This is a genomic window from Mesorhizobium sp. M8A.F.Ca.ET.208.01.1.1 (genome assembly GCF_004791315.1).
Classification (GTDB): Bacteria; Pseudomonadota; Alphaproteobacteria; order Rhizobiales; family Rhizobiaceae; genus Mesorhizobium.
The window spans coordinates 1-18,472 of record NZ_SRUT01000015.1; the positions used below are offsets into that span (position 1 = coordinate 1).

Consider the following 18,472-nt stretch of genomic DNA (forward strand, 5'->3'; position numbering starts at 1 on the left):
TCCCAAGCTCTCCCGCGGCTGTAACCTCAGGTGGTACGGGCGACTTCGCCAAGCCAAGGTCCGGGCGGCCGCCCGGACCTTGGCTCAATCGCTTCAATCCCACGAAATCTCTCTCGTGTAGATACAAGGTGGCGCTGCGAAGCAGCGACGGAGTGGGGGAAGCCCTCTCCAAAACCCACTATCACCGAAAATGGGGCACCACCGGCGAGCCTGTGATCCCATGGAGGCGAGGAAGCGGGGGCTGCCTTGCGTTGACCTATTCCTGCCGTGGCGATACCGATGATCATTATATCGAGGAATTTCTCGCATGGTGCAGTACGCGGATGGACGGCCGCTCGGAGACCTGACGCTGCGCACGCTGGCCATGCCTTCGGACGCCAATGCGGCCGGCGACATTTTTGGCGGCTGGGTGATGGCGCAGATGGACCTTGCCTGCGGCATCCGCGCCGCCGAGCGCGCCAGGGGCCGCGTGGTGACGGCGGCGGTCAAGGAGATGTCCTTCGCCAAGCCGATGAAGATCGGCGACACGCTGTGCATCTACACTCATGTCGAACGCGTCGGCCGCACCTCGATGACGCTCAAGGTCGAGGCCTGGGCGCAGCGCTATCTCTCCGACCTGATGGAAAAGGTCACCCACGCGGATTTCGTCATGGTGGCGCTCGACGGCGAGGGCAAGCCGAAGGCCGTTCCGGCCGAGAGCTGATTCGATACCGCCACCGCGCGACATTTGTAACATCGCCCGAGCGGAGCGATGCGCTCAGCGACATCCTGCCGTGGCCTCCACGGCCAATTCTGCTGGCGTCGGAGGAAGACAATGCGTCAACACCTATTGAACGGCTGGCTTGCGGCGGCTCTCGCCGCCCTGGCCTGCCTGCTCGGCATAACTGCTTATGCCGAAGTCAAACAGGACCTCGGGCGCACCGCCTGTTTGCATGACACGACTGGTGTGAAGGAGCGGAGAGCGACGTGCGCGATCTGCAGCCCGATGCCTTGCGGGGCCATGGCGCCAAGAGCCTGATTGGCTGCCTTTGGAATGCGGTCACCGTCGCGGGGCGCGAGCATGCGTGAGGCCGAGCCTCGAGCGCCACAGACAAACTCCCAGGTCTTTTTCAGCGGACCAAGGCGTCTATTTCAGGGAACCATGACTTCCCTGCAAACACGCAGCGTCGCTCGGTGCGAATCCAGGAGCCCTTGCCGTGCAAGGGTTTCAGGCTTGCATCTCGTCGAATCTGGCGCGCGCCGATTGAACGCGCTGCGTGTTCTTGCGCGCCCATTCGCCAAGCGCGCCGACCGGGACCAGCAACTCATGGCCGAGTTCGGTCAGCTCGTAATCGACGCGCGGCGGAATGGTCGGAAACACCTTGCGCGTGACGAAGCCGTCGCGCTCCAGGCCGCGCAAGGTGGTCGTCAGCATCTTCTGCGAGATGCCGCCGACAGCCGCGCGCAGTTCGTTGAAACGCAGCGGTCCGCCGCCCAGTTTGCCGACCACGAGCACGGTCCATTTGTCGCCGACGCGCTGCAGGATCTCCGACACGGCCCGGCAGTCCTCGGTGTTATGCGGGTGCCTCAGTAACAAAAACGTGCCTCCTTGCGCGCCTGTTTGTCAGTATCACATATAGCGCCGGTATCCAAACGATACCAAAAATTCCCGCAAGGAGAGCCCCTTATGTCCAAGCCCAAAATCGCCATTGTCATCGGTTCGACGCGCGCCGCCCGCTTCGCCGACGTGCCGACGCAGTGGATCGCCAAGATCGCCAAGGCACATGCCGATATCGATGTCGAAATTGTCGATCTGCGCGACTTTCCGCTGCCCTTCTTCGATGAGGTAGCGTCTTCGGCCTGGGCGCCGTCGCAGAACGAAGTCGCACAGCGCTGGCAGAAGAAGGTCGCCGGATTCGACGGCTTCATCTTCACCGCCGCCGAATATAATCACGGCCCGACGGCCGTGCTGAAGAACGCCATCGACTACGCCGCCAACGAGTGGAACAAGAAGCCGGCCGGCTTTGTCGGCTATGGCAGTGTCGGCGGCTCGCGCGCCGTCGAGCAGCTTCGTCTGCACGCCGTCGAATTGCAGATGGCGCCGGTCAAGTCCGCCGTCCATATCGCCTGGGGTGATTTCCTTGCCGTGCGCCAGGGCGAGAAGAAGCTGGAGGATCTCGAGCACCTGAACCAGGCCGCCACCGCGCTGGTCAACGACGTCGCCTGGTGGGCCAAGGTACTGAAAGCCGCTCGTGCCGCCGATGCCGTCGTTGGGGAAGCCCAGGCGGCCTGATCTCGTAGCAGATCATCATCCTCCCGAAGGGCGGCCCTTGCGCCGCCCTTTTTCATTGGGGTTCTTGCAAAGAAGTTGCGGCTGCGCCCGCAGTCAATTGCGTCTCTCGCGCCCACTCGCATGATCACGACCGAGTGACTTGCATAATGCAACTAACTTGGCTACAAGTCACTTTCATCTTGAAAGAGACTGTCGATCATGGTTGCGAAAACAAGCTTCGAAACACGCCCGTGCCCGATCGCGCGCAGCCTCGACGATGTCGGCGAGTGGTGGAGCATCCTGCTTCTGCGGGACGCATTCCAGGGGCTGACGCGCTTCGACCAGTTTCAAAAGAGCCTGGCGATCGCGCCCAACATCCTGACGCGGCGGCTGAACAGCCTGGTCGAGCGCGGGCTGTTCGAAAAGCGCGTCTATTGCGAACGGCCGCTTCGTCACGAATATGTGCTGACCGCCAAGGCGCGCGATTTCCGCCCGGTCCTGCTTTCCTTGCTCGCCTGGGGAAACAAGCATCTGGCGCCCGAGGGCCCGAGCCTGGTGGTCGTGGACAAGACTGATGGTCGCTGGGCCGAGCCGGTTCTGGTGGATCGCCAGAGCGGCAGGCAGCTCGACAGCGATGATTTCACCATGGCCACGGGGCCGATGGCCACCGACCGCATGCGCCAGCGATATCGCTTCACCAGCAACGGCTCCGGCCTGCCGCTTGTCGACAACGCGCTGGTTGATCAAAGCCGTGAAGAGGCGCGGAGCAAATGAACAAGGTTCTCTCCGCTGCCGAGTTGCAGCCAGTGCAGCCCTCGACCGTTGAAATTCCCGCGCCGGCAAGGAAGCGCCGCAAGCCGTTGCTGGTATTGGGCGCCCTGGTCGCTGTCAGCGTCGCCGGATGGTATGGCCTCCAATGGTGGCAGGCAGGCCGTTTCCTCGTCTCGACCGACGATGCCTATGTCGGCGGCAACGTCACGCCGCTGGCGCCACGCGTTGCCGGGCACATCGACGAGATCCTCGTCGAGGACAACCAGCATGTCACGGCGGGCCAGCTCGTCATCCGCATCGACGACCGGCCGTTCATGGCGGCGTTGGACCGTGCGCGGGCCGCCGTCCAGCAGCAGCAATCGGCCCTCGATAATCTTCGCGCCCAGGTCTCGCTGCAGAATTCGCTGATCGAGCAGGCGCAAGCCGATCTCGAGGCCAAGAACGTGGCGGCCGTCTTCACCGCCCAGGACGCCAAACGCTATGAGGCGCTGGCCAGCACCAAAGCCGGCACGCAGCAGGACGCGCAGAGAAGCCTTGCCGCCGATGGCCAGGCCAGGGCGTCGGTGACCGCCTCCCGCGCCGGGCTCGCGGCCGCCACGCAACGGCTCGATGTGCTCAACACCCAGATCTCGGAAGCGACCGCCGCGCTCGCGGCCGCCAGGGCCGATGTCGATACAGCGCAGCTCGATCTCGGCTTTACCGAGGTCCGCTCGCCCATCGACGGTATCGTCGGCAACAGGCTGGCGCAGGTCGGCACCTATGTGTCGCCGGGCAGTTATCTCCTGACCATCGTTCCGGCTTCAGGCCTGTGGGTCGATGCCAATTTCAAGGAAGACCAGTTGCGCGACATGACCGACGGGCAGGCGGCGACGGTCTATACCGACATCGCGCCGGACGCGCCGCTCAAGGGTCATGTCACCAGCCTTGGGCCGGCGACGGGAGCGATCTTCAGCGTGATCCCGCCACAGAACGCGACCGGCAATTTCACCAAGATCGTCCAGCGCGTGCCCGTTCGCATCGCCATCGACCAGGACCAGGCGCAAAAGGTCGCGTTGCGGCCAGGCTTGTCGACCACGGTCACGGTCGATACTGGCGCGCACTGAGGACGCCATGTCTGAGCGCGCCGTCCCGCAATCCTTCATCGCCAGCATTCTGCCATTCATGGTGATGTGCGTCGGGATGTTCATCGCGCTTCTCGACATCCAGATCGTGGCGTCGTCGCTGCAGGACATCGGCGGCGGCCTGTCGGCCGCGCAGGACCAGATCGGTTGGGTGCAGACATCCTATCTGGTGGCGGAAATTATCGTCATCCCGCTGTCGGGCTGGCTCACGCGGGTGTTCTCGACACGCTGGCTGTTCACCATTTCGGCGGCCGGTTTCACGCTCGCCAGCATGCTGTGCGGCTTCGCCTGGAGCATCGAAAGCATGATCGTGTTCCGCGCGCTGCAGGGGCTGCTCGGCGCGTCGATGATCCCGACGGTGTTCACCTCGTCGTTCCATTATTTCCAGGGGCCAAGGCGGGTCTATGCCGCAGCGGTGGTCGGCAGCATCGCCTCGATTGCGCCGACGCTCGGGCCTGTCATCGGCGGCTGGATCACCGACACGCTGAACTGGCACTGGCTGTTCTATGTCAACGTCATTCCGGGCACCATCATCACCATCCTCATTGCGCTGCTGGTCAAGATCGACAAGGCCGATCCGTCGCTGCTCAGGGGGGCCGACTATATCGGGATGGTGCTGATGGCGGTCAGCCTGGGCACGGCGGAATACGTCCTTGAGGAAGGCTCGCGCTGGAACTGGTTCGACGATGCCACGATCCGCAATGGCGCCATCGTCGCCGGGATCACCATGGTTCTGTTCGTCATCCGCAGCCTGACCTTTGCGCAGCCGGTGGTCGATTTCCGTGCCTTCGGCAACCGCAATTTCGCCATCGGCTGTTTTCTCTCCTTCGTCACCGGTATCGGCATCTTCGCCACGATCTATCTGACGCCGCTGTTCCTCGGCTATGTCAGGGGCTACGACGCCTTGCAGACCGGGCTCGCTGTGTTCTCCACCGGCGTCGCCTCGATGGTCGGCGTTCCCGTCTACATCTTCCTCGCCAAGCGCTTCGACACGCGCTGGCTGATGATGTTCGGGCTGGCCTCCTTCGGCGCCTCGATGTGGAGTTTCAGCGCCATCACCAGCCAGTGGGGTGCGGCCGAGCTGCTCATTCCGCAACTGTTTCGCGGCTTCCCGCAGGTGTTCGCCGTCGCGCCGAGCGTCAATCTCGGCCTTGGCAGCCTGCCGCCCGAACGGCTGAAATATGCCAGCGGCCTGTTCAACACGATGCGCAATCTCGGCGGCGCGGTCGGCATCGCCATTTGCGGCGCGATCCTCAACGACCGCACCAATTTCCATTTCCTGACGATCGCTTCGCATCTGACGCCGCGGAACGAAGCCGCGATGCGTCTGGTCGACAACGTCGCGCTGCGTTACGGGCAGTTGCCCGGTGCCGTCGCCGACGGTCACACCGCTTCGCTGAAGCAGCTATGGGCGCTCGCCTATCGCGAGGCATCCACCATGGCCTACGCCGACGCCTTCCTGGCGATCATGGCCGCCTTCGTCATCGCGACGGCGCTGGTTCCGTTCCTGCGCAATGTCACGCCGAAGGCGCCGCCGCCGGACGCTCATTGAGGGTGGCACGGGCCAGCAACAGCGCGCGCTCTCTGTCATTGCCGGTCAATTGGGCGGCGTGGCGGAACGCCGCGCTGGCTTCCGCCCGATGGCCGAGCTTCTCCAGGAAATCGCCGCGCACCGTGGGCAGGAGATGCGAGTCCTTCAGGCGCGGCTCGTCCTTCAGCGCCTCGACGATGGCGAGGCCTTGCGCCGGACCGAACGCCATGCCGACGGCCACGGCCCGGTTGATCTCGACGATGGGCGAGGGGGCCGCCAAGGCAAGCGCCTGGTAATAGGCCGATATCGCGATCCAGTCGGTGTCGGCGGCGGTGACCGCGCGGGCGTGGCAGGCCGCGATCATCGCCTGCAGCAGATAGGGGCCGGGCGCCGAGGTCAGGACCATGGCGCGATTCAGGCCGTCGAGGCCGCTCCGGATGAGCGACCAGTCCCAGCGGCCGCGGTCCTGGTCGAGCAGCAGGATCGGATCGCCCGCTTTGCCGGTGCGGGCCGCGAAGCGGGAGGCGTTGAACTCCATCAGCGACACCAGCCCCCGCACCTCGGGCTCGTCGGGCATCAGCGCCGCCAGCGAGCGGCCGAGGCGCAGCGCCTCGGCGCAGAGATCGGCGCGCAGCCAGTCCGGTCCGGCGGTCGCCACATAGCCCTCGTTGAAGATGAGATAGACCACCTCCAGCACTGCGGCGAGGCGCTCGCGGCGCTCTTCCGCGCGCGGCGTCTCGAACGGGATGGCGGCATCGCGAAGGGTTCGCTTGGCGCGCACGATGCGCTGGGCAGCGGTGGCTTCGGGCACCAGGAAGGCGCGGGCGATCTCCGGCGTCGACAGGCCGCCCAGGAGTCGCAGCGCCAGCGCGGCGCGCTGCTCGGCGGGCAGGACGGGATGGCAAGCGGTGAATATCAGCCGCAAGAGGTCGTCGTCGATATCCTCGTCGAGCGCCGTCTCGATGTCGGGCATCTCGCGCTCCAGCTCGGCGAGGTCGATGGCGAGCGTGCGATGCTTGCCGTCGATCATGGTGGTGCGGCGCAGCCGGTCGAGCGCCCGGTTCCTGGCGACCTGCGTCAACCAGGCGGCCGGATTGCGCGGGATGCCGTCGCGAGGCCAGCGCTCCAGCGCCAGCACGAAGGCGTCCTGCGCGATTTCCTCGGCCAGCCCGACATCCCTGAGGGTGCGTGCCAATCTGGCGGTGAGCTTCGGCTGCTCGATCCGCCAGACGGCCTCGATGGTTCTGTTGGCGATCAATCCTTGATCCTGCCGAGACGATCCGCCACCTTCTGGACGTCCTCGGGAAATTCGCTCATTTCAAAGACCTGGCGGATTTCGATCACGTCATTTTCTCCAGCGGGGCAGCGGCGGGCCCATTCGATGGCCTCGTCGCGTGAGCGCACGTCGATCACCCAATAGCCGCCCAGCACTTCCTTGACCTCGGCGAAGGGGCCGTCGACGACCAGAGGCTTGCCACCCTTGTAGCTGACCCGCGCCCCGGCGGACGGCGGATGCAGGCCGTCGAGCGTCAGAAGCACGCCGGCTTTCTTCAGCTCGTGATTGTACTTCATCATCCCTTCCACCGCCTCGGCGCTGGGCATGACATCGGGCGCCGCCTCCGCGTAGCCGCCGGGGATCATCAGCATCATGAACCGCATGGTCTTCTCCTTGGTTGGGTTGGTTCAATCATATGACGAACGGGCCATGGTGAAATCGACAGGCGCGGGAGAAACTTCGAATCCCGGATCTCGAACGCGTGTTGGACCGCCATATCGGCGAGGCTGCCATCTGGCCCCGCCGGTCCGCCCTGATATATCCGGCTGCGATCCATCACATGAGGGGCCTCGTGAAGTCATCTAGCCTGGCAGGCGCCGTTTCTCCCATGGTCCCGGTGCTTGTCTGCGCTCTAGGCATCTTCCTGCTGTCGGGGATGGACGCGGCCATGAAGGTCCTGGTCATCGCGGTAGGCGTCTACAACACGGTGCTGTGGCGCAGCATGCTGGCAACCGTGGTTGCGGGCACAGGCTGGTCGATGGGGCCACGCAGGCTGCCCGCGCTTCCCGTGCTCAGGCTGCATGCGCTGCGTGCCGCGGTCGTCGGCTTTGTCTTGCTCTCCTTCTTCTGGGGGCTCGCCCGCCTGCCACTGGCGGAGGCGATCGGGCTCAGTTTCGTCGCGCCGCTGTTTGCCTTGCTGCTTGCCGCCTTGCTGCTCGGCGAGCGCATACAGCGGCAGGCGATCTGGGCCTCGCTGGCCGGCATAGCGGGCGTCGCGATCATCGTGAGCGGCCAGTTCGGGCAGGCGAACCATGCCAGGGATGCCTTGCTCGGCACGGCGGCGGTGCTGGTATCGACGGTGTTCTACGCCTACAATCTGATCCTTGCGCGGCAGCAGGCGCTGGTGGCCAAGCCGATCGAGATCATGCTGTTCCAGAACCTGTGCGTGGCGGTCATGCTCGGTCTCGCGGCGCCCTGGCTCGCCATTGCCCTGCCGGGCGAGCTCTGGCTTCCGCTCGCCGGGGTGACGGCGCTGTCGCTCGCCGGCCAGTTCCTGATGAGCTGGGCCTACGCGCGTGCCGAAGCGCAATATCTGATCCCGACGGAGTACTCGGCCTTCATCTGGGCGATCGCGCTTGGCTGGTTCTTCTTCGACGAGGCGGTGACCTGGACCACGCTGGCGGGAGCGGGCCTCATCGTGGCCAGTTGCCTGATCGCGGCGCGTTCCAATCCAAGGCTTGCCGAGCCGATCGAAGCCGCGGTCTGAGGGCAGGTTTGCCGCCGGGCTCACACCAGGCGCGCTGCCCGTCTCCCGGGGAAAGCGCGCCTGGCTCGACTTACCACTTGACCTTGAAGCCGACCGTGCCGCCGATGGAGCGGCTGTCGCCGAAGTCTTCCAGGCTGGTGCGTGCCAAGACCTCGCCATTGACGGAATAACGGTCATCGGCCCAGCTCAGCGAGCCGCCGAGACCGAGCCCGCCCGACAGCTGCCGCGACTTGCTGCTGAACACGGTGCCCGAGACATCGACATCGGAGCCGTCGAGGAAGTCGTAATAAAGATTGCCGATGCCGTAGACATGCGAGCGGCTCGTTTTGCCCGTCTTGTCCTTCCATCGGCTTTCATAGTCCGCCGACAGGCCGAGCCTGCCGATCAGGCTGTCGCTGCCGCCATTGGCGACGACGGCGCCGTAGGGGTCGGTAAAGCTGTCGAAATCGACCGAGGAATAGCTGAGCTGCGCCTGCGGCGTCAGCGACCAGTTGCCCTGGAGACCGATCTTCTGCCCGGCTTCGATACCGAGGCCATAGCCGAAGCCGTTATTACCCTTGACCAGCCTTTTGCCGAGCGTGGCGGAGGACAGGTCGCTGTCGAACCAGGTCAGTTCGGCCTGCGCGTCGACATAGAAGCCGCTGTTGCCGTACCAAGTCAGCGTGCCGCCGAAGCCGTAGCCTGTCGTGTCGATCGAGCCGAGGCCGAAAGCCGAGGAGATATCCGACTTCACCGTACCGTAATGAACGGTCACGCCACCGATCAGGACGCCGGAGGCCATTTGCGCGAGCTGGCCGTCGAGGCCCGCCTGCACTCTCCACAGATCCGCGTCGTAGTCGGTGCCGGTCGTGGACGTGCCGGGGTCGAACTTTTTGTGGGCGGCTTCGATGCGGCCCCAGATCGGACTGCCACCCTCGACGCGGTCGTCCGCATCGGGTTGCGCCGCTCCGGTCCATGAGCGGTTGCCTGCGCGCTGCTGCAGCGTTCCGAGCTGGTTGAAACTCTGCAGCACGCCGGCATAGGCCTCGTAGACCGGCACGCTGGGAGCGTAGAGCGGCGACGTCGGGCCGCCGGGATCGACGGGATTGATCAGCGCGGAGCGCAGGTACCAGTCGCCGTCGGCCGGCGTGGAAATGCCGTTCTGATACATGCGGTAGGCATAGGCGCCGGCCACCACGGCCTGGTCGCCCTGGAAGACGTAATCGCCCAAAAGGTTGAAGGTACCGGCCGACGTGCCGCCGACATCGATGATCTTGATGCCGTCGACGGTCTGCGCGCCACCACCGCCGAGGCCAATCACCTTGACGTTGGCGGTGCCCGAGGTGTTGCCGGTGATGACGAGCTTGTCGGTGGAAGAGGCGTCGCCATCGAGAATAGCCTCGATCTCGACCGTGCCGCCCGCGCCGACGAAATTGCCCTGGATGGTCAGCAGGCCGATGGAGTTGCCGGGCGCGATGACGCCGCCGACCTGGAGTGTCGTCGATCCCACGGTGCCGTTGCCGCCAAGCGCTCCGCCACCGAGAATGGTGACGGCCGAGTTGGCAAGGGAGCCATTGACCGAGAGCTTGCCGGCCTCGATCGTGGTCGCGCCGTTCAGCGTATTGATGCCGGTGAGATCGAGATTGCCGGCGCCCCGCTTGGTGAGCGTGCCGCTGCCTTCGATGATGGAGGCAAAGGCGGCGTTGGACGGCTGGTCGAAGACGAGCGCGGCGTCGTTCAGGATGTTGCCGGTGCCGAAGCTCGTTGCCTGGCCGATCAGCGTACCGGCGGAGATCGTCGTGCCGCCGCCGTAGCTGTTCGTACCGGCGAGCGTCGTGCTGCCGGCGCCCTGCTGCACAACTGAGCCGCTGCCGGATATCGCGCCGGCGAGGGTCACGCCGTTGGAGCGGTCGACGATGAGGGTGCCGTTGTTTGTCACGTTGCCTGCTATCGAGCCTGACGTGCCGCCATTGCCAAGCTGCAGCGTGCCGGCCGAGATCGTGGTCACGCCGGCATAGGTGTTGTCGGCGGTCAGGATCGTGGTGCCGGTGCCGATCTGGTTCACCGCGCCGCTGCCGGAGATGACACCGGCAAAGGTCACTGCATCGGAACGATTGAAGGCAAGCGTGCCGTTGTCGGTTACGTCGCCGGTGATCGAACCTGACGTGCCGCCATTGCCGAGCTGCAGCGTGCCGGCCGAGATCGTCGTGACGCCGGCATAGGTGTTGTCGGCGGTCAGGATCGTGGTGCCGGACCCCAACTGGTTCACCGCTCCGCTGCCGGAAATGGTGCCGGCAAAGGTATAGCTATCCGTGCGGTAGAAGGCGAGCGTGCCGTTGTTGGTGACGTCGCCTGTTATCGAACCGGATGTGCCGCGATTGCCGAGTTGCAAGGTGCCGGCCGAGATCGTCGTGCCGCCGTTGTACGTGTTGCCGCCGGTCAGGGCGGTGGTGCTCGAACCCTGTTGGATCACGCCGCCGCTGCCCGAGATGACGCCGGCAAGAACCAAGCCGTTGGAGCGGTCGAAGACGAGGGTGCCGTTGTTGGTGATGTTGCCAGTTATCGAACCCGACAGGCCGCCATTGCCGAGCTGCAGCGTGCCGGCGGAGATCGTCGTGCCGCCGGTGTAGTTGCTGTCGGCCGTCAGGATCGTTGTGCCCGAACCCTGCTGGATCGCTGCGCCGTTGCCTGAAATCGTGCCGGCAAAGGTATAGGTGTCCGAGCGGTCGAAGGCCAAGGTTCCATTGTTGGCGACGTTGCCGGTGATTGAACCTGATGTGCCGCCATTGCCGAGCTGCAGCGTGCCGGCCGAGATCGTCGTGCCGCCGCCGTAGTTGCTGTCGCCGGTCAGGATCAGCGTGCCGGCGCCAAGCTTGGTCAGCGCGCCGCTGCCGGTGACCGCCTGGCTGGCGGTGAAAGCGTTACCGGCGTCGGCGATGTCGAAGCTGCCGCCCAGCAACCCCAAGGTGATGGTGCGGTCGGTGCCGGTGAAGGCGGTTCCGGTCACCTGCAGCACGCCGCCATTGAAGGTCAGGCCGCCGGAAGCATCGCCGAGATTGTTGTCGGCGGAGACCGAGAGCGTGCCGGCGGAGATCGTGGTTCCACCGCTATAGGTGTTGGCACCGGTGAGCACCGTCGTGCCGGTGCCGATCTGGCTCACCGCGCCGCTGCCGGAGATGACGCCGGCATAGGTGTAGGTGTCGGAGCGGTCGAAGGCCAGCGTGCCGTTGTTGGTGACATTGCCAAGAATGCTGCCGGTCGTACCGCCATTGCCGATCTGAAGCGTTCCCTGCGAGATCGTCCAGGCTTGCGTGGCGGTGTTGTCCGCGGTCAGCGCCCAGGTGCCGGCGCCGGTCTTTTCGAGTACGTCGAAGTTCCGGTACTGGCCGGTATCGCCGATCATGCCGTCGAGGACCGCGGAGTTGTCGCCGCCGAGGGTGAGGACGTCATTGGCTCCACTTCCGCCCACGACATTGCCGACGATCACCGAACCGGCCTGAAGTTCAAGCTTAAGGCTCGCTGTCGAGCCTGCGATAAGAGAAATGGCATTGGCGCCCGCGCCGCCGCTAACGGTGCCGCTGTTGACGATGCTGAGCGACCCCGCGACGCTGTTGGTCATGATTGCGGCCGCCCCGGTGCCGCCCTGGATTTTGCCGGTGTTGATAATCGTCCCGACATTACTGGTGCGCACCACTACGCCGATGCCACCGCTGGTCGTACCCTCGCCACCCAGGATGGTACCGTTGTTGGTGAGCTTTGTCTGCGCGCCGGCGGGACTCCCAATCGCAACGCCGATGCCTCCCGGTCCTTGGCTACCGCTACCTCCCTGAATGGTGCCGCCCGCGTTGTTTATCAACTGGCCACCGGAGCTCACTTGCACACCTGGACCGCCAGCCGTGGTGCCGTTGCCGCCTACGATGCTGCCGCTGTTGGCAAGCGTCGAATTGTTCATGACGCTCGCGCCAATTTGTCCGGTGGTGCCCGGAGTGCTGAATGAGGCGCCTTCAACCGATACCTCATTGGTGACGTTAGCCCCATTATTAACCACAAGCCCGGCCACGTTACTCAGTCCGACAACATTGCCGGTTCCGGTCACGATCACCGCTTGTCCACCGCTGAATTGAGGAGCCGTCAGCGTGTATCCATTCGTGTCGATCGTCAGCGGGCTGGTCGAAGTCAGGACGTTGATGCTGGTCGTGATGTCGGCCCTCAGGACGATAACGGGCGTTGGGTCACCCGTCGAAGTGATCGTGGCCAGGGCATTGTTGAGTTCGCCCAGGCTGGCGACGTCGTATTGCGCCGCCGATGCCATCCCTGGAAACAGGCAGGCGACCGCCGCGCCGTTCACACCCGCAAGGAGCGTGCCGTCCCAAATGCGCCGAAGCGCGCCGCCGTTCGCCTTCATCAGTCTGCCCCGCTCGAAACTCTGCTGCCTGCCATGCCGAATGTCGCGGTTCGGGTGGCTCGCGCCGAACCAAACCGGCAATAGGTTAACTCCGGGTTTGATTCCTGTCTCGCAGTTGAAGCGTTCGTTACTGATTTTTTTCTGCCGTTACTTCAACGCAACATTAGATATTCTGAATATAATCAATATATATAAGTAACTCCTTGCATGCCTGGATGGCGGCGAGACTGCCGGGGCGCGACGGGTGCGGCCTCGTTTCGAGGGCCGGAAGGGGGCACCGCTCACGGCAGTGTTCAGCCTGAAATTTCCAAATCCCTCATTTGCGTTTGAAGCCATCAAGCCAGCGTCCTATGCTTATGCCGCGAGGCGATGACATGAAGGCGCATGAAGCGTTGATAGCTTGGAGCGGATGGGACGATCAGTCCCCGACGCGTGGCCATGTCGCCGTCGGCCTCATCGTCGGCGAGGGCCAGGTCGACTGGTCGGCGGGATATGCCAGCACGGGCGGCGCGGCCTTCGAGGCACGCCGCCAGATTCGCGGCGCGCAAAGCATCATCGGCATCTTCAGGGATTTCCATTATCTGGTCGTCGATGAGCGCCTGGATCCCGAGAGGGTCCACAAGGCGTTTCTCGTCATCGACGAGTATGCCGAGATAGTCGGGTAATCAAAAAGCGTGGTTCGCCATCGATGCGGCGGTCGCCGAGATCGGCGACGTGGAAGCGCCAGCCTTGCTCGACCTCGTTCCCGGAGCGGCAATTGTATGGGCTCGCCAAAAAGCAGAGCTCCATCCGTGCGGACCTGAGTCAGGCGGGCCGCAAGTAGACTTCTGCACATCATGAAATTTTTATTAAATATTTCGCCCGCGTGATTACGGTCCATAGACTTTATGTTGGTCTGTTGTGCTGTCCGCTCAGAAAATGTCACCGAATGGTCGATGCTATGACAGACTATGTGGCAAGCTCCTGGAACGATATCGTGCAAGGCAACGTTGGTCCGGATGCGGCCGGCGGGAATCGAACGATGCGAACTGGCCAGGCATCACGAGAAGGGTTTATCCGATGAGCTTCTTCGTCAACGCCGTGGGCGTTCCTCTTCCCTATAGCGGCGCTTCCAGCCATTGGTACTCGGCGGCGGGATCCGGGCCGCACTTGTACGGCAGCACGGGAAATGACTCCTTCTATGGAGCAGGCAATGTCAACGTCACCATGCATGGTGGCACGGGCGACGACATCTATTACCTCTACGGGGCCGGCAACAAGGTGGCGGAGGCGGCTGGCGCAGGCATCGACACGATCAGCACATGGATGAGCTACAAGCTCCCCGACAATGTCGAGAACCTCATCGTCACACACGCCAACAACTATGCCTTCGGAAATGGGTTGGACAACATCATCACCGCCACGGTCGGACACCAGACCCTGGACGGCGGCGCGGGAAACGATGTGCTGATCGACGGCGGCGGCGGTTACGACACGTTCATCGTCTCGAAGGGCAATGGAAGCGACCTGATCGCGAATTTTGCCGCCACCGACACGGTCCGCCTCAATGGCTATGGGTTCACGTCGTTCGACGCCATCCATTCCAACATGATCCAGGCGGGATCGAACGTGCTGTTGAATTTGGGATCCGGTGAGATTCTCGAGTTCAAGGACACGACCATCGACAAGATGCAGCCCGGCCAGTTCGAACTGCCGATCGACATGTCGGCAATGAAGCTGTCGTTCAGCGACGAGTTCAACTCGCTCAATCTTCACAACGACCAGGGCGGCACATGGGATACCAATTTCTCGTGGGGAGCGCCCAACGGCAGCACGTTGACCAACAATGGCGAGTTGCAATGGTACATCGACGCCAATTACGCGCCGACGAGCTCCGTCCACCCGTTCAGCGTGAACAACGGCGTGCTGACCATCACCGCCGCGCAGGCGCCGGCCGACATCAAGCCGCTGATCAACAACTACGAATACACGTCAGGCATCATCACCACGCATGACACCTTCTCCCAAACCTACGGCTATTTCGAAATGCGGGCCGACCTGCCCGAGAACGCCGGCGCCTGGCCAGCCTTCTGGCTGCTGCCGGAAGACGGTTCGTGGCCGCCGGAGCTAGATGTCGTGGAAACGCGCGGGCAGGACCCGAACTCGTTGATCATGACGGCGCACTCGAATGAAACGGGAACGCACACCAAGGTCTCGTCGACGGTGAATACCATGGATACCGCCGGCTTCCACACCTATGGCCTGCTCTGGACACCGGACAAGCTCGTCTGGACCTATGACGGTGTGCAGGTCGCGGAAGCGGCGACGCCGTCCGACATGAACAAGCCCATGTACATGCTGGCCGATCTCGCGGTCGGCGGCTTTGCCGGCGCGCCTCCCGATCATCTGGCGACGCCTGCAGAGATGAAGATCGACTACATCCGCGCCTATACGCTGGACAATGCGCCGGCGAGCGCCCTGCACCTCACCAGCAGCACCGCCACGCACAGCATCGCCAGCAGCACGCTGCACGGCGGTTCCGAATTCGGGGGCCACGTGTAAGGTCCCGGGTCATGCAGCGGCGGGAAATGCGCAAATGACCGGACCGTCCGGCCTGCGCCCAGTGTTCATACGTGCCATCGCCGATGTCGGCGTCTTCTCGCTGTTGATCAACATCCTGCTGCTGGTGATTCCACTCTACCTGCTGCAGGTTTATGACCGCGTGCTGCCGTCCTCCAGCGTCGAGACGCTTGTCTATCTTTCGGGCATCGCGGTTCTCGCGCTCGCCTTCCTCGGGCTGCTGGACGCGATCCGGGCGGTTTACACGCAGCGCGTCGCGGCGACCGTCGACCGCAAGCTGGGTGCCAGCACCTTCGCCGTTTCGCTTGGCGCAAAATATGCCGGCGGCCTTTCGCCGCTGCGCGACCTCGCCTCGGTCTGCGCCTTTATCAGGTCGCGCGGCGTGGCGGTGCTGTTCGACCTGCCCTTTGCCCCTGTCTTCCTTGCGTTGCTTTATCTCATCCATCCGGTGCTGTTCTGGGTGACGGTCTCCGGCGCGGTGCTTCTCATTTTCCTGGTCGTGGCCAACCAGCTTGCTATCGGCCGGAACGACGCCTTGTCCACGGAGCGTTCGGCTCTGGCCAGCCAGGCGGAACAGGCCTTCGCCCGCAATGCCGAGACGCTGCGCGCCATGGGCATGGTGGAGAATGCCTCGCGGGTCTGGAGACGGCACGTAGCGGCGGCGCTCGCCTTCCATGACCGCTCCTCGAGCGCCAATGCGATCTTCAGCGGCGCCTCGCGGGCGTTGCGCATGATGCTGCAGCTGGCGATCCTGGGCTCCGGCGCATGGCTGGTGCTTCAAGGGCAGATGACGGCGGGCATGATCTTCGCCTCGTCGCTGGTCTCGTCGCGCGCGCTGCAGCCGCTCGACCAGCTGATCGGAGCCTGGCGGCAGATCGCCGACGCCCGGCGCGCGTGGACGCGGCTGGAAAAGGCGCTTGCGGCACGTCCGGCCGAGCCGCGAAAACTGATCCTGCCCGATCCGGCAGGCGCGATTTCCGCGCAGGATGTTTTCTTCATGGCGCCGAATGCCCGGCCCGGCACGGAGCCCATCCTCAAGCGGCTGAATTTCGCGATCGGCGCCGGCGAAGTGTTGGCCATCGTCGGCCCGAGCGGCGCCGGCAAATCGACGCTGGCGCGGCTGCTCGTGGGTGCCGCCCAGCCGACCGGCGGCTCGATCAGGATCGACGGCGCCGACCTCGGGACCTGGGACGAAAGCCAGCTCGGAAAGCATGTCGGCTACCTCGCGCAGGAGGTCGAGCTCTTTCCGGGATCGATCGCGCAAAACGTCGCCCGCTTCGATCCGGAGGCGGACGATGCCGCGATCGTGGACGCGGCACGGCGCGCCCAGGTGCATGAGCTGATCCTGGCGCAGCGCGACGGCTACCAGACCATGATCGGCCCGTCGGACAGGGCGCTGTCGGGCGGCGAGCGCCAGCGGATCGGGTTGGCGCGCGCCTTCTACGGCAATCCGCGGTTCCTGGTGCTCGACGAGCCCAGTTCCCATCTCGACGGTAGCGGCGAGGCCGCGCTCGAGGCGGCGCTTTCGGCCGCGCGGACGGCGGGCGTCACGGTCATCGTGATCACCCATCAGCCTTCGATCGCCGCTGCTTGCGATCGCGTGATGCTTTTGCGCGGCGGCATGATCGAAGCCTTCGGGCCAAGCAGCGAAATGCTGCGGCGCTCGGTCGTCGGCAAGGGCGTCCAGCAGAGCACGGTGGTGACCGGGTCGTTCGTCCCGACGATCCGCGCGGGTGGCAGTTTCGGATCGTGAGATGACGACACAGAGCATCGCCTTGGACAGCCAGCCACGCACCGACATAAGACGCGTGGCCCTCACCGGCTATGCAGCCATGGCGCTGCTGGCGGGCGGCTTCGGCTACTGGGCCGTCAGCGCCCCCTTGTCGGGCGCGGTGATCACCCAAGGCACGATCTCGGCGACGGGAGGAAACATCCAGATCCAGCATCGCGAGGGCGGCATCGTCCAGGCGCTGCTGGTCCATGAAGGCGATCGCGTGCAACTGGCCCAAGATCTGGTCGTGCTGGACCCAACGGCCGCGCAGGCCGAGCTCAACCGGCTGACGAGACAGTCGATCGCGCTCAGGGCGAGTGCGGCTCGGCTGGAGGCGGAACGCGACGGATTGGACAGGCTGGCGCCAATCGCCGAAGCGGCGCCGGCACCTTTCCAGCCGGATTTCGAGATCCTGATTCGAGAACAGCAAAAGGAATTCGACGCAAGGCTCGCCCGGTTCCGGTCGGAGCAATCGATCCTGGCACAACGGGTCGCCATGCACAGGCAGTCGGTGGTGGGATTGCAGGCCCAGAAACAGGCCATTCAGCAACAAGCCGAAGTCGTCAAGAAAGAACTCGGCATCAAGACCAGCCTGCTGGACAGGGGCCTCACCAACCGTACCGAATACTCCCAGCTGTTGCGCAGCGAGGCCGATCTCGTCGGGCAAGCGGGGATGCTGGAGGCCAATCTGGCGACGGCCAATACCCAGATCGTGGAGGCCCAGGAGCAGACCGAGCGCCTGACCACGCAACGCGTCGAGGAGGCGCTGACGAAACTCGACGACGTCCGCTCCAATCTGGCCGATGTCGAGGAACAGATCAGGGCGGCGGAGGCGGTGCTGCGGCGAACGACGATCAAAGCGCCGGCGGCAGGCATCGTGGTGTCATCGACCTACAATTCCAAGGGCAGCGTGATTGCTCCGGGCGAAAAGATCATGGAAATCCTGCCCACCGCGTCTGGCCTGGTCGTCGATGCGAAGCTGCGGCCGAAGGACATCGATCAGGTCCGTGTCGGTCAGCCGGCGAAACTGCGATTGTCCGCCTTGAACGCGCGGCTCACGCCAGAGGTTTCAGCCACCGTGACACAGATTTCGGCGGATCGGCTCATCGATCCGGCCACGCGTGAACCCTATTTCCGCGCCAAGCTGACGATTGCCGCCGACCTGCCGCCCGGCGTGCGGCGCGACCAGCTTTATCCGGGGACGCCGGTCGAGGCGTTCATCAGCACGGGCGATCGCACTTTCCTGGAGTATCTCGCGCGGCCGATGCTCGATTCATTTTCGCGCGCTTTCGCGGAGCAGTAGATCGAGGACCGGCAGTCCA

General features: G+C 64.3%; 14 protein-coding genes. 10 read left to right on the top strand and 4 right to left on the bottom strand.

All coding sequences use genetic code 11. The features are described from left to right. Window positions 1-307: 307 nt before the first annotated feature. Complete coding sequence (locus EN851_RS32805) at window positions 308-703, top strand: acyl-CoA thioesterase (RefSeq protein WP_135884160.1); 396 nt, start codon at window positions 308-310, stop codon at window positions 701-703. A 504-nt stretch (window positions 704-1,207) separates the two neighbouring features. On the opposite strand, the gene EN851_RS32815 is transcribed toward EN851_RS32805, so the two are convergent. Then, window positions 1,208-1,576 (bottom strand): helix-turn-helix domain-containing protein, encoded by a 369-nt coding sequence (locus EN851_RS32815; RefSeq protein WP_127281183.1) that lies wholly within the window; start codon window positions 1,574-1,576, stop codon window positions 1,208-1,210. Between the two features lie 90 nt (window positions 1,577-1,666). On the opposite strand from EN851_RS32815, the gene EN851_RS32820 reads away from it, so the two are divergent. From EN851_RS32820 to EN851_RS32835, 4 genes are all read left to right on the top strand, one after another. Continuing rightward, window positions 1,667-2,272: an NADPH-dependent FMN reductase gene (locus EN851_RS32820; RefSeq protein ID WP_127873489.1), complete on the top strand. Its 606-nt coding sequence runs from the start codon at window positions 1,667-1,669 to the stop codon at window positions 2,270-2,272. 198 nt (window positions 2,273-2,470) lie between these two features. Continuing rightward, entirely contained in the window at window positions 2,471-3,025 is a 555-nt protein-coding gene (locus tag EN851_RS32825; RefSeq protein WP_127873488.1) for a helix-turn-helix domain-containing protein, read from the top strand. After that, window positions 3,022-4,125, top strand: coding sequence for an HlyD family secretion protein (locus EN851_RS32830; RefSeq protein WP_135930921.1), 1,104 nt, complete (start codon window positions 3,022-3,024; stop codon window positions 4,123-4,125). The genes EN851_RS32825 and EN851_RS32830 overlap by 4 nt, the downstream gene beginning before the upstream one ends. 7 nt (window positions 4,126-4,132) lie before the next feature. Beyond that, the gene (locus EN851_RS32835) at window positions 4,133-5,695 is read left to right on the top strand and encodes a DHA2 family efflux MFS transporter permease subunit (RefSeq protein ID WP_135930922.1); all 1,563 of its coding nucleotides are present in this window, start codon (window positions 4,133-4,135) and stop codon (window positions 5,693-5,695) included. Here the strand turns inward: EN851_RS32835 and EN851_RS32840 are convergent. After that, window positions 5,661-6,932 carry an RNA polymerase sigma factor gene (locus EN851_RS32840; protein WP_135930923.1) on the bottom strand — a complete coding sequence of 424 codons (1,272 nt, stop codon included), beginning with the start codon at window positions 6,930-6,932 and terminating at the stop codon, window positions 5,661-5,663. The two genes, EN851_RS32835 and EN851_RS32840, sit on opposite strands and share 35 nt — an antisense overlap. Then, window positions 6,929-7,333 (bottom strand): YciI family protein, encoded by a 405-nt coding sequence (locus EN851_RS32845; RefSeq protein ID WP_127280567.1) that lies wholly within the window; start codon window positions 7,331-7,333, stop codon window positions 6,929-6,931. Before EN851_RS32845 ends, EN851_RS32840 begins: the two co-directional genes overlap by 4 nt. 176 nt (window positions 7,334-7,509) lie before the next feature. Here EN851_RS32845 and EN851_RS32850 point away from each other — a divergent pair, with 176 nt between their 5' ends. Next, a complete protein-coding gene (locus EN851_RS32850; RefSeq protein WP_127280568.1) occupies window positions 7,510-8,436 on the top strand; it encodes a DMT family transporter in 927 nt (308 codons plus the stop codon). 70 nt (window positions 8,437-8,506) lie between these two features. On the opposite strand, the gene EN851_RS32855 is transcribed toward EN851_RS32850, so the two are convergent. Continuing rightward, window positions 8,507-12,820: an autotransporter outer membrane beta-barrel domain-containing protein gene (locus EN851_RS32855; RefSeq protein WP_135930924.1), complete on the bottom strand. Its 4,314-nt coding sequence runs from the start codon at window positions 12,818-12,820 to the stop codon at window positions 8,507-8,509. Window positions 12,821-13,194: 374 nt separating this feature from the next. On the opposite strand from EN851_RS32855, the gene EN851_RS32860 reads away from it, so the two are divergent. The 4 genes from EN851_RS32860 (at window position 13,195) to EN851_RS32875 (ending at window position 18,453) form a co-directional block, all read left to right on the top strand. Next, window positions 13,195-13,485: a hypothetical protein gene (locus tag EN851_RS32860; RefSeq protein ID WP_127279450.1), complete on the top strand. Its 291-nt coding sequence runs from the start codon at window positions 13,195-13,197 to the stop codon at window positions 13,483-13,485. Between the two features lie 394 nt (window positions 13,486-13,879). Further along, complete coding sequence (locus EN851_RS32865; RefSeq protein ID WP_135930925.1) at window positions 13,880-15,361, top strand: family 16 glycosylhydrolase; 1,482 nt, start codon at window positions 13,880-13,882, stop codon at window positions 15,359-15,361. A 34-nt stretch (window positions 15,362-15,395) separates the two neighbouring features. Beyond that, window positions 15,396-17,132 carry a type I secretion system permease/ATPase gene (locus tag EN851_RS32870; protein ID WP_135930926.1) on the top strand — a complete coding sequence of 579 codons (1,737 nt, stop codon included), beginning with the start codon at window positions 15,396-15,398 and terminating at the stop codon, window positions 17,130-17,132. A gap of 1 nt (window position 17,133) precedes the next feature. Then, window positions 17,134-18,453: an HlyD family type I secretion periplasmic adaptor subunit gene (locus tag EN851_RS32875; protein ID WP_135930927.1), complete on the top strand. Its 1,320-nt coding sequence runs from the start codon at window positions 17,134-17,136 to the stop codon at window positions 18,451-18,453. Window positions 18,454-18,472: the final 19 nt, after the last annotated feature.

Bases quoted from the DNA above. Each gene is read 5' to 3' on its own strand.
- EN851_RS32805 (WP_135884160.1), top strand. From the start codon at position 308: ATGGTGCAGTACGCGGATGGACGGCCGCTCGGAGACCTGACGCTGCGC.
- EN851_RS32820 (WP_127873489.1), top strand. From the start codon at position 1,667: ATGTCCAAGCCCAAAATCGCCATTGTCATCGGTTCGACGCGCGCCGCC.
- EN851_RS32825 (WP_127873488.1), top strand. From the start codon at position 2,471: ATGGTTGCGAAAACAAGCTTCGAAACACGCCCGTGCCCGATCGCGCGC.
- EN851_RS32830 (WP_135930921.1), top strand. From the start codon at position 3,022: ATGAACAAGGTTCTCTCCGCTGCCGAGTTGCAGCCAGTGCAGCCCTCG.
- EN851_RS32835 (WP_135930922.1), top strand. From the start codon at position 4,133: ATGTCTGAGCGCGCCGTCCCGCAATCCTTCATCGCCAGCATTCTGCCA.
- EN851_RS32845 (WP_127280567.1), bottom strand. From the start codon at position 7,333: ATGCGGTTCATGATGCTGATGATCCCCGGCGGCTACGCGGAGGCGGCG.
- EN851_RS32850 (WP_127280568.1), top strand. From the start codon at position 7,510: ATGAGGGGCCTCGTGAAGTCATCTAGCCTGGCAGGCGCCGTTTCTCCC.
- EN851_RS32855 (WP_135930924.1), bottom strand. From the start codon at position 12,820: ATGAAGGCGAACGGCGGCGCGCTTCGGCGCATTTGGGACGGCACGCTC.
- EN851_RS32860 (WP_127279450.1), top strand. From the start codon at position 13,195: ATGAAGGCGCATGAAGCGTTGATAGCTTGGAGCGGATGGGACGATCAG.
- EN851_RS32865 (WP_135930925.1), top strand. From the start codon at position 13,880: ATGAGCTTCTTCGTCAACGCCGTGGGCGTTCCTCTTCCCTATAGCGGC.
- EN851_RS32870 (WP_135930926.1), top strand. From the start codon at position 15,396: ATGACCGGACCGTCCGGCCTGCGCCCAGTGTTCATACGTGCCATCGCC.
- EN851_RS32875 (WP_135930927.1), top strand. From the start codon at position 17,134: ATGACGACACAGAGCATCGCCTTGGACAGCCAGCCACGCACCGACATA.